The sequence below is a fragment of the Mycetohabitans sp. B3 genome (assembly GCF_021498065.1).
Taxonomy (GTDB): domain Bacteria; phylum Pseudomonadota; class Gammaproteobacteria; order Burkholderiales; family Burkholderiaceae; genus Mycetohabitans.
This window is the reverse complement of record NZ_JAHLKN010000026.1, coordinates 395,880-406,953: the sequence shown is the minus strand read 5'-3', so window position 1 is coordinate 406,953 and position 11,074 is coordinate 395,880. Positions and strand designations below refer to the sequence as shown.

General features: G+C 54.3%; 10 protein-coding genes and 1 tRNA gene. 3 read left to right on the top strand and 8 right to left on the bottom strand.

The window, feature by feature from the left end:
* Window positions 1-26: 26 nt before the first annotated feature.
* The 4 genes from KQH55_RS08420 to KQH55_RS08405 all read right to left on the bottom strand — a co-directional run bounded on the left by KQH55_RS08420 (window position 27) and on the right by KQH55_RS08405 (window position 4,843).
* Window positions 27-1,721, bottom strand: a complete 1,695-nt coding sequence (locus tag KQH55_RS08420) for a cyclic peptide export ABC transporter (protein WP_076786550.1) — start codon at window positions 1,719-1,721, stop codon at window positions 27-29.
* Window positions 1,722-1,832: 111 nt separating this feature from the next.
* Window positions 1,833-2,813: a methyltransferase gene (locus KQH55_RS08415; protein WP_235090587.1), complete on the bottom strand. Its 981-nt coding sequence runs from the start codon at window positions 2,811-2,813 to the stop codon at window positions 1,833-1,835.
* Window positions 2,814-2,864: 51 nt separating this feature from the next.
* Window positions 2,865-4,556, bottom strand: a complete 1,692-nt coding sequence (locus KQH55_RS08410) for a carbamoyltransferase C-terminal domain-containing protein (RefSeq protein ID WP_235090586.1) — start codon at window positions 4,554-4,556, stop codon at window positions 2,865-2,867.
* Between the two features lie 80 nt (window positions 4,557-4,636).
* Entirely contained in the window at window positions 4,637-4,843 is a 207-nt protein-coding gene (locus KQH55_RS08405; protein WP_076786556.1) for an MbtH family protein, read from the bottom strand.
* Window positions 4,844-5,983: 1,140 nt separating this feature from the next.
* On the opposite strand from KQH55_RS08405, the gene KQH55_RS08400 reads away from it, so the two are divergent.
* The 3 genes from KQH55_RS08400 (at window position 5,984) to KQH55_RS08390 (ending at window position 7,998) form a co-directional block, all read left to right on the top strand.
* Entirely contained in the window at window positions 5,984-6,271 is a 288-nt protein-coding gene (locus KQH55_RS08400) for a muconolactone Delta-isomerase family protein (protein WP_076797231.1), read from the top strand.
* Between the two features lie 17 nt (window positions 6,272-6,288).
* Window positions 6,289-7,140, top strand: coding sequence for a dienelactone hydrolase family protein (locus KQH55_RS08395; protein ID WP_076795732.1), 852 nt, complete (start codon window positions 6,289-6,291; stop codon window positions 7,138-7,140).
* Window positions 7,141-7,620: 480 nt separating this feature from the next.
* Window positions 7,621-7,998, top strand: coding sequence for a GNAT family N-acetyltransferase (locus tag KQH55_RS08390; protein ID WP_373566374.1), 378 nt, complete (start codon window positions 7,621-7,623; stop codon window positions 7,996-7,998).
* 258 nt (window positions 7,999-8,256) lie between these two features.
* On the opposite strand, the gene KQH55_RS08385 is transcribed toward KQH55_RS08390, so the two are convergent.
* From KQH55_RS08385 to tolB, 4 genes are all read right to left on the bottom strand, one after another.
* Window positions 8,257-8,332: transfer RNA gene (locus KQH55_RS08385), tRNA-Lys, on the bottom strand.
* 79 nt (window positions 8,333-8,411) lie between these two features.
* Window positions 8,412-9,161, bottom strand: coding sequence for a tol-pal system protein YbgF (gene ybgF, locus KQH55_RS08380; RefSeq protein ID WP_235090585.1), 750 nt, complete (start codon window positions 9,159-9,161; stop codon window positions 8,412-8,414).
* Window positions 9,162-9,178: 17 nt separating this feature from the next.
* The gene (gene pal / locus KQH55_RS08375; protein ID WP_076786566.1) at window positions 9,179-9,688 is read right to left on the bottom strand and encodes a peptidoglycan-associated lipoprotein Pal; all 510 of its coding nucleotides are present in this window, start codon (window positions 9,686-9,688) and stop codon (window positions 9,179-9,181) included.
* A gap of 18 nt (window positions 9,689-9,706) precedes the next feature.
* Window positions 9,707-10,999, bottom strand: a complete 1,293-nt coding sequence (tolB, locus tag KQH55_RS08370; protein ID WP_235090584.1) for a Tol-Pal system beta propeller repeat protein TolB — start codon at window positions 10,997-10,999, stop codon at window positions 9,707-9,709.
* Between the last annotated feature and the right edge of the window lie 75 nt (window positions 11,000-11,074).

Below are 11,074 nucleotides of genomic sequence, written 5' to 3'. Positions count from 1 at the left end.
CATTCAATAGCCGATTGAAAAGCAAGTCATGCTGCCGAATCGGCAGCCATACTGCTGGCAATGGAGAGGCTAGCTAGGTGTGTATCAACGCCATTTGCCAGTGTGTCGGTGGCTGAATCTGACACTACGCGTCCGCCTTTAAGCACAATGAGTCGGTCCGCCAAATGAAAAAAACGGTCATCATGGCTAATGACGATCAACGTCTTGCCTTGCTGCTTGAGTTGTGGCAGCAATGTTAAATAAAAATGTTGTCGAAAACGAGGATCTTGATCTGCAGCCCATTCGTCAAACAGGCAGACTTCCCGATCTTCAGCATAGCATTGCAGCAATGCCAACCGTTTTCGTTGCCCCGTAGAGAGACTGGTCTTTGAAAGCTTTCCTTGATCTACCGAGAGTTGTTCGTCTAATTCCAAATCACGCAACAGCGTACGTATTTGTGCATCAGGCAGCGCATTACCTTTTGCGTCAAGTACATCGGAGAACAGGAAGAAATCACCAAAAACACTGGAAAAACGTTCCCTATATGCGCTCGATCCATATGGAACGGGTTGCTCGTCCAAGCAAAGTCGTCCCGAGCTGGGCGGCAGCAGGCCACACAGCAAGTGTATCAATGTGGATTTGCCACTGCCGTTATCGCCAACAATAAATACCATTTCACCGCGGCGAATACTCAAATTGAATGGTCCAATGCCTTCACCTACCTTGCTTTCAGGGTAACGATAGCAAAGATCTTGTGCATGGATGGACTGCCATTTCGTATCAGTGTGCGACGTCGTATCCTCATCAGCTGTGGCATGCTGTGAGCGCAGATCCAGCCCGACGCGCTCAAGATGACGCAAGCTGCTCAAACCGGTGCTGACAGGCTGGCCAGAATGAATTAAAAAATTCAAAGGCCCTACGATAAACAGCGCTCCGATGACAAAGCGCACAATCACATCGGAGGGAAGCGCAAATGCTGCATAGCCCAGGTAGACCACCACAAACACGGTACCGTAAGCCGCACCGGACGACCATGCCTCATTGAGGTTCCAGCGCAGATGAACCCGTCTCATCAACCTTTGTGCTTGCCCAATCGCAGGCAGCAATAGCATGTCGTAAAAATGTTTGGCACGTGCTCGACTTAACAACATTTCCTTTTTGCCATCTGCAATCGCGTGGAAATGTTCAAACAGTGCCTCTTCACTGCGCCGCATTGCGTCAAGTGGCTTGCGAGTGGATTTCAGCAAGAATGCTGAGATCGCAAGCGGAATACCCAGTCCTACCAATAAGACAAGAAAAAGCTGAAACGACAGTGTGATTAAATAGATTGAACACACTAGCACCAAAATAACGTTATAAGCGAGATGGGGCGCAAGCATGATCAGCGGGCTAATACGGGTGATATCCTCAATCAAGACGCCAAATACAGTCGATTTATGGTTAATCAATTTGTAATAATCAACGTCAATAAATTGTTTGGATAAGTCTTTACGCAACTGACCCACCAATTCACTGCTGAGCTTTGCCAGAACGATTTGTGAAGCACCATTGGCTAGACACAGCGCACCGAACCATCCCAGCGCCGTCACAAGGCAAACCCAATTGGGTTGCGATAACCCTTGCGTTGCCAATCGATTGATATAGGCGAGCAGGCCGATCGTCAGCATTGCGCCGGCAGACGAAAGGATCGCTGTGGCAAGTAAGGGCCGGAAATACCGCTTCAGGTATTGAACCATCAACATCAATATCTTCCTTTTTCGCAGGCGGCGTTGCTCCGCTACGAATCTTGCATGGCAGACCTCCGAGTGCGTCTGCCTTCGATAGCCTACCCGTGGTCACGGTTAGTGTATTTGTCACATATAACAGTGATCTTGCGCCCCAAGTGGGGTCGTCCAATTTTCATAAGTTTTACAGGCAATTTTTTCCGTGATACTGCCACGGCGCCCCTTTTTATATTTCAATATCAGCATATGAAGGTGCGTGACGCCGTCGTTGCGAGCAGTTCTTTTCATCTGAGCAATGACGTCATCGCTGTAACCAAAAATAGTGTTGAACCTGCCGACAAAATCATCATAAAGAATGGGCTGCCGATCCAGAATAATCTCCGCTGCCAGGCCTGGTAAATGATTCTCTAGGACTTCATATAGCTTGAATGGCTTCTTCTCATCTCCCGGAGCCATCGTGACCATTTGAAGCGTACCGTCGCTTGACAAGTGCTGGTCGATATTGGACAGTATCTTTTCGACAAAGTCCATTCCATAAACGCCTGCTGCGGAGTTAAGGTAATACTCGATTCCGGGTGGAGTAGGCTCGAACGGAGGATTGGAACAAATAAAATCGAATTGCTTATCCTTGACAGATTCAAAAATATTCGAAATGCTGCCGTCACGAATATCGAAATTCTTATCGATATGGTTGATGATGGCGTTATGTCCGGCCAATATTTTTGCTCTTGGATTGACATCTAATCCAACACAAGATGTGGCTCCGTTGAGTAGGCAAAAAATGCTCAATACGCCTGAACCAACGCCAATGTCTAGAACGCTCGCCTGTTCTATATCCTCTGGGGACGTATAGTCCATGAAGAATAACTGTTCCGGCTGTATTGGAAGAACTTGATCAGCATCTTGATAGTGAAAGGCATCCGTCACGATCTTGATTGGATAGGGCGACGACAATAAATCATTTTTTTCGTCGTTTTTACCATTCAGGCCGTGATGCATTGAATTCCACTGGGCTAGAGGCAAGCAGTTGGCTATCTGATGAGAGCTTGTCGCCTGATCATGGTTTTTCGTGATGAAAAAAATACATTTTTCTTCGTTTGTGTGGTGCATAGCTATATTTCTCGTATTATCTGGTTATCGGTATTGCAATCGAGCACTGACTTATCTGACGACAAACCGATCGCCAATAAACAAAGCATCAATGGCCGTTCCTTGGAACGTCTTGATTGCATCCGATGGCGTGCAGACAATAGGTTCGCTATCGTTGAATGAGGTATTGAGTACAACCGGTACACCGGTCTTATCAAAAAAATGCTTAATCAGTGCGTGGAATTTAGGGTTGCTCTCTCGACTGACCATCTGCACACGAGCGGAATGATCCTTATGAAGGACCGCTGGAATCGATGCTTGGCGATCTTGCTTTGCCGGGCAGGCGAACAGCATCAATTGGTGGCTCATCGATGCTTGGCCGAGTTCGAACCAGTTGGCGGCTTCTTCAGCCAGTACGCTCGGTGCGAGAGGACGAAATTCCTCACGGTGCTTAACCTTCACATTGAGCACCTCGCGCATCGACGCGCTGCGAGGATCGGCCAATAGTGAACGGTTACCCAGCGCGCGTGGACCAAATTCCATGCGGTCTTGAAACCAGGCTACGATCTTGCCGTTGGCGATCAGCGTTGCCGCATCGCGCGCGGGATCAGCGCTGTGTTGGGGTGATAGACCTGCGTCACGGAATGCGGCATCGATAGCGGCATCGGAAAACGCCGGGCCCAAATACGGGTTAGTATCCGCCTGCGCTGGACGTTGGCCGGAAAGCGAATAATAAAGATGCAGCGCGGCGCCAACCGCCGTGCCTGCATCATGCGGAGCGGTGGGGACATACATTTGAGAAAATAAGCCGCTTTCCTTGATGACGGAATTGCTGACGCAATTCAGCGCGACACCGCCTGCATAGCACAATTTATCGGAGGCGGCGCGCTCACGCAGCTCGCGCACCAATCCCATAAGCGCGTGATCCGTGGCTTCTTGAAGGGCGGCGGCAACGTGGCGATGATGGTCGAGGATCGGTTCCTTATCGACTCGTGCCGGGCCAAACAATGCCTCGATCTGCTCGAAGTCGGGCAGACGGAAATGGGCTACTTCCGGATCGATCGTATATCGTCTTTCTTCTGAATTAAGCAGTTTCTTGAATCTATCTCGGAAGACAGCTGGATCACCATAAGCGGCCAGCCCCATCAGCTTGCAAGCATCATATTCAGAAAAGCCCAAATATTTGCTCAGTTTTTCCCACAGGAACCCGAGCGAGTGCGGATAGGCAACCTGATCCAGTGTCGTTATCTTATTGCCCTCCCCACGAGCCAGCAAAGTACAGCCCGACTCGCCGATCCCGTCGACGACAAGGATGGCAGCCTGATCGAAGCCAGACGGATAGAAAGTAGAAGCGGCATGAGCGATATGATGTGGAACAAAGGCTAACTTGCTGCCAAATTGACGATCTAAAAGCGCATCAATTGCACCAGGAACTTGTTTGAGCTTGGCAAGAAAAATTTCCTCTCCTTCCGCACTTCCCCAATCACCTGGTAGGCTGAGCGAATCGAGCTTGAACTCGCGCTTTCTGAGGGCGGGATCAAACGAGTAGGCGACCCCATCCAAATCAGTGGCTTTCAATCCTGCATGGGAAAGGCAAAACTGTATGCTGTTTTTTGGTAGCTCAGCTGGGCCACTGACACAAGCTTCTTTCGCATGCTTGATCCGTGTGAATCGCTCTTCTTCGGCCGCCGCTACGATTTTACCGTCGATGACAATCGAAGCAGAGGATTCATGATAGGCGGAGTTGATGCCAAGGATTTTCATATCAATATTGTTCAGTCAAGGAGTGACAAAAAATAACTTCGCTTATCACGTAAGCAGATCAACCGCGCCGGTGCTTTGGCTCAGTCATCTTTCTCAATTAGGCTTTTGGGGCGCATGTCGGTCCAATGCGTGTTGACATAATCAAGACAAGCTTGGCGTGTATCGGGTCCGTGCACCACTTGCCAGCCCGCAGGCACCTCAGAAAAATTCGGCCACAATGAGTGCTGATTCTCAGAGTTAACCAGCACCACGAAGCTTCCATTTTGGTCATCAAAGGGATTAGTCATACATGAACTCCTTTACTTCCGCCGGTTGATAAGGTGACAGTGCCTAAAAAGAAGGAAAATGAATTCTGACTGCATTGCATACACGCTCAAAACACTCAGATGTTAAAACATTCGGCTTTACAGCATACGGTAAACGCACGTAACTACACCTGAGGAGGGCGACGGATACCTGCCTCAATATGACTTTATAAATAGTTACCGTAGCGAAACTGACGAATACGGATCAAGCTTGCATGTAAAACGTCAACGTAACGGTGACTTGGATGCTACGTGCAGTGTAAACGCCTCGCAATATCTAAATTAAATCCAGCGCCGAAGGGGGAGGAGGAGCGCAGGCAGGATGGATAAGTGTAGCAGGAGGTACTTCGTCATTTCCATTCACTCCAGACTTTACTTTCGTGAAACCAAACCTTTTGTTGAGATGCACTTGTCCTGCTAGCGAATCATCTCATGGCTTCATAAACAGCCGATATGTACAAGGTTTAACGATACCCAGTACCACCGTCATAAAGTGATTCAACTATAGAGGAGCTATTCGAAAAAGCCAAGCGCGCAGACCTAATTAAAACCGACAAATTTCGAACTGATATGCGCAAAGTTGCAATTTATTTGATGTAATGCTGAAATAAATGTTATTTATATTCATTATTGTAAATAATCGCTGCTCATCAAACAGTGATGACATGCGAGAGCGCTGCATTCGAGGGCTAATGTGCGATCAATTGATTCTTCTGGTTGTTGCGCACACAACTTGCATGCGATGCTTAAACGTGCATGAAATGCTAGAATGCGCGTTGCCCGATTATCTTTGATAGACGTGAAAACGGCAAGCACCATGACTCAAAATGTAAGCGCTGCGCACTTTTAACGACGGTAACCACTTATATTTGTTTTTCGACGACACCGTCGACCTGGCGCTCCGCCCACTATTTACGAGCGTTGACCCTGGCCCACAACCGTTTCCTTTCAAACGGGATAGTTCCGGCATGATGTTGATACGACGACCAGGAGGTCATGCCGCGCATGTCGGTCACCCATGCAAGCGTTGCCCTGAAGTCAACGACATGCGGGTATCGCGTGCATTGGTGGTACATCGCCGTGCCGCTACACTCAACGTATCCTGAATCGTGGAGTCGCATGATGCAATTTCTTGCTCTGTCGCGCTTGCGTACGGATCGTTATTCGGATGAGGACTTTGCACCGTTGCTCGAGGACGAGGCCCAGCGTGCCCGCACGCTGTACATCGAGGGCTCAGTGCGCCAGATCTGGTACCGCGGCGACAAGCGTGGGGCCTGCTCGATTCTCGAAGCCGATTCTGAGTCAGCGGCCCGCGCGATGATCGAGTCGTTGCCGTTGGTTAAGGCCGGGATGCTAGAACTCGAGCATCTAGTACCGCTACTGCCGTATCGCGGATTTGGTCCGCGCTGAGCATGAGGGACAGTCGAATGGACGACCCGAAGCTCAAGTCGAACAGTGCGCGCACCGCGATGGGCGCGCACGAGCGCGTATCAGCAGCGGCCTCGCCGGTGCAAGGCACTACGATCCATACCGACGCGCAAGGATTGGTGGTGGGTGAAACGAGCGTTTCGTCGGCCGGCTTTGAGGTTCCGGTCTATTTTGCAAAGCCCGGTTCGGGCGGCGGCTCGCACCCGGTGCTGCTGGTTGTGTCGGAAGTATTCGGTGTGCATGCGCACATCGCGGACGTATGCCGGCGCTTTGCTAAGCTGGGCTATCTGGCGCTCGCACCGGACCTGTTTGCGCGCCGTGGCGATGCTTCAGCGTACCAGACACTGCCTGAATTGATGCGCGAGGTGGTGTCCCGGACTGCCGATACACAGGTGATCGCCGACCTCGACGCAGTCGCAGCGCATGCCGGTGTGCTGGGTGGGGACGTCGGCCGGCTCGGCGTCACGGGTTTTTGCTGGGGTGGCCGCATCACATGGCTCTACGCGGCGCATAACGCGAGCGTCAAGACGGGCGTGGCATGGTACGGTCGGCTCGATGGCGATGTGACGGGCTGCACGCCCGCCCATCCGGTTAGCGTAGCGTCCCGGCTGTACGCGCCCGTGCTGGGCCTGTATGGCGGACAGGACCCGATCGTGCCGGCGGCACATCTGAGCGCGATGCGCGCCGGACTTGAGCAGGGGAGTCCCGCCGCCAGGTCATCGCGTATTGATGTCTATCCGCACGCCGGACATGCGTTTTTTGCCGACTATCGGGCGAGCTACCAACCCGCCGACGCTGCACATGCATGGAATGAGTGCTTGACGTGGTTGCGTTTGCACGGCGTTGCGTGATGTGTTTGGTAAGCTCGGGTTCTGCATGATCGCACGCGGACGGCTGACCTTGTCCGTTCATCGTGTCAGCGCTGTCGTTACGTCGTTCCACGCCAGTTCGCCCGGGCACACGGGCCCAATTATGCGGCCCGTTCGGGTATCGCAGACTGCGCGAGACGTTGGCCGGGGCACGGCGACGTGCTGCCGGCCAGTCGTGCCGATGCGGGCCTATCAAACAGATGTGACGGGCCGGTCCAGCGTAGCGGCCATCGGTGAAAACCCGTGTTCGCGCAACTATCTCAATGACGCGGCAACGGATCGCGAGGATCTGAAGGGCAGCGTTGCCGTCGATTTCCTCGCATGCCGGGTGCGCCTGTTGCGCCATCCACTGCGGCTGGCACGATGAAAACCACTAGCCCTAGCGCTTCTCACGGTACCGCTGGATGACTAAGATGTGCGTCAAACCCCACCGGCATCACGCCGGCCGTCATCGATGAGAGAATGACCTTGTCCACCCCGACGAACACGTTCGGCCAGCCGGTTGGGCGGCCTCTTGCCGATTGGTCTGCGCGCGCTTACCCGCGGCGCGTCACACTGCATGGACGCTATTGCCGGCTTGAACCGTTGCAGCCTGACCGGCATGCGTCAATGCTGCACGCCGCGTACGCAAAGGCGACCGACGGCCGGGACTGGACGTATCTGGCGGTCGGACCGTTCGATGACGAGGTCAGTTATCGGCGCTACGCCGAAAGTGCCGCGGCGAGCACGGATCCGTTGCATTTTGCGGTGATCAATCTAACAAGCGGCCGGGCGGTTGGCACGCTCGCCTTGATGCGCATCGATCCGGCCAACGGCTTCCTGTCGATGCTGACACTCTGAGTAACCAAGCCGGAGAAGGTCGGCGACCTATTGGCTGGGCGGATTCAGACGGCGGATATTACGCCGGACGACGTCATGGTTGACGTGTACTAGAAAGCGTTGATATGGCAGCTAAACAGGCCCAACGCGAGGGTATTGATTTCATTACACGCAGCAATGAACTCGTGGCCGCTCGATATGAGACGCTGTCTAATAATGGACTCATCGTCCAATGGAAAAGGGCCCACACTCACGTGCGAGCCCTTGCCTTGATTTCCTTGGTAGGCCGTACTGGATTCGAACCAGTGACCAACGGATTAAAAGTCCGCTGCTCTACCAGCTGAGCTAACGACCCAAAGAGCCAGAAATTATATCGACAAAAAACCGATTGGTCAAGCGAACGATTCACGGCGAGCCGCCGACCGGTACTCTCCTTATCGGATCTGCGCCAACCGGCTTTGTGCCGCCTGCGCGGCATTCGATCCGCTGTATCGCGCAAGCACTTGTCCCAGTGTTCGCTTCGCGGCTGTCTTCTGCCCTTGCTCCAATTGGTTGTTCGCGATAGCGAGCAATGCCTCCGGCGCGCGCGGGTGCGTGGGGTACTTTGTCACGACACCCTGCAACACTGTCGTCGACGCCTTGTAGTCTCGCTGTGCGTACAACGCATTGCCGAGCCAGTATTGTGCCGTCGGCTGATAGGGGCTGTTTAGATACTTCGACACGAACGCCTTAAATCCCGACGTTGCGCCCTTGAAGTCACCGTTCTTGAACAGTTGCAGCGCTGCGTTGAACGCGTCCGTTTCGCCTGGCTGTACCTCGCCCTGGACGCCATCGATCGTCTGTTGCTGAGGTTCGAACTTCTTCAGTCGGGCATCCAGGTCGGTGTAGTAGTCACGCTGTTGCTTTTGCAGCGCGGCGACTTGATTGGCCAAGTCCTCGTTCTGTCCGCGCAACGTTGCTACCTGCTGGTTCAGCTGGTCAAGGCGGTTCGATTGATCGAGTATCGTGCGCTGCGCCGCGCTCATCTGGTTTGCCAACGAGTCGGCTTTCGCGCGCAGGTCCAGCACCGCCTGCCGTGCCTCGTTATCGTCGAACAGACCGGCGTGCGCAGGCGGCGCGGCAAGCGCGGCGCCTGTCGCAGCCACAGCTGCAGCAACGCGCAGCCTACTGAAACGGACTTTCATGCGTCAGTCACCACTGGTTATTGATAGACGAGATCGGCGCGGCGATTCTGCGCCCACGAGGCTTCGTCGTGGCCCGTCGCAGCCGGTTTTTCCTTACCCAGGCTCACTGCTTCCATCTGACTGTCGTTTACCCCGAGCAGTGCCAGCGCGCGGCGTACCGACTCGGCACGCTTTTGGCCCAATGCCAGGTTATATTCGCTGGTACCGCGCTCGTCGGTGTTGCCTTGGATCAGCACGTGGCGTTGCGGATGGCCCTTCAGGTATTGCGCGTGGGCTTGCAGCAGTGGCTGATATTCATTGTTGACGGCGTAGCTGTCGAAATCGAAGTAGATGCTGCGTTTGGCAAGCGGGCTGTTCGGGTTGTTAAGCTCGTCAACATTGACTTGCTGCACGTCGGTCGACTGCGGTTGCGTGCCCACGGCGCCTGCCTTGGCGTTGGCGCCTTCATCAAGCTTGACACCGGAGTGGCATGCCGCCAATGCGCCCACCATCAGCGCTGCAAAAACGATACGCAATTTGGACATCATTTGAAGCTCTCCTTATGGTTATTGCATGAAAGGGCCCCAGGACGGCTCACGCACGCCGCCGCCCGGGATCGACAACACCTGCCGTATGCTGCCGTCGGTCGAAACCGCGGCCAGCACTTGGCGGCCATTGACATGCGTCGCGTAGAGCAGGTATTGGCCGTTCGCCGCGAAACTCGGTGATTCGTCGTGCGTCGTGTCGGTGAGCGCCGTCGCGGATCCTGTCGACAGGTCCTGCAGATACAGCTTGAATGCACCGCCAACGCGCGAAATATACGCAAGTTCTTTGCCGTTCGGCGAGACGCGCGCACTGGTGTTGTAGCTGCCGTTGAACGTCACACGCTGCGCGGCGCTCACCGATTCGCCTTGTACGGGCATCTTGTAGATTTGAGGCGGGCCGCTGCGGTCGCTGGTGAAGTAGATTGACTGCCCATCCGGTGAGAAGGCCGGCTCGGTATCGATCGAGTTGCCGCGGGTAAGGCGGCGCAAGCCGGAGCCATCGGCGTTGACAATAAAGATCTGCGTATTGCCGGTCAGCGACAGCGCTACCGCGAGCTTCGTGCCGTCCGGCGACCACGCCGGTGCACTGTTGTTGCCCTTTTGGTCAGATACCATCATGCGCCGGCCGGTTGGCAAGTCGTGAATGTACACGATCGGTTTCTTTCTTTCGAAGGATACGTAGGCGAGCTTCGTGCCGTCCGGAGACCACGTTGGAGAGATGATCGGCTCCGGACTCGTCAGCGCGATATGCTCGTTCTGGCCGTCCGAGTCGGAGATCTTGAGTTGATAACGTCCGCCGTGCCGCGTCACATATGACAGCCGCGTGGCGAACATCCCGTGCGAGCCAAGTAGCTTTTGATAGATGTAGTCGGCGGCCTTGTGCGCGCTCATACGCAGCCCGCTTTCCGGGCTTACAAGTGAGAGCCCGCCCAGGCTTTGTTGCTTGACCGTGTCGTACAGACGGAATCGTACTTCGTACTGGCCGTTCGCGAGCCGCGTGACGCTGCCGCCGACGAACGCGCTTGCCCCCTTGGCCTTCCAACCGCCGAGATCGACTGAGTCGGATTCGGACACCGGCGCGCTACCCGCGTCGATGTTGCTGAACTTGCCGCTGCGGGCCAGGTCGGCCCGCACGATCGCCGCGACCTGCTGCGGTGAATTGGCCCCGTTTGCAAAATTTGCCACCGCAATCGGGAACTGGGTCGAACCGACACCTGTGACGAGCACCGTCAGGTCGGCGCGCGCCGATGTGCCGGCGGTGACGAGCAATGACGCAACTAGCGTTTTCAGCCCCAGTTTTTTAATCAAACTCATGGCTTTTCCTACTTTCCCTGACTACATTATTGGCGATTTTGCAACCCAGAACAGACCGTGAAACGGGGCGATCGT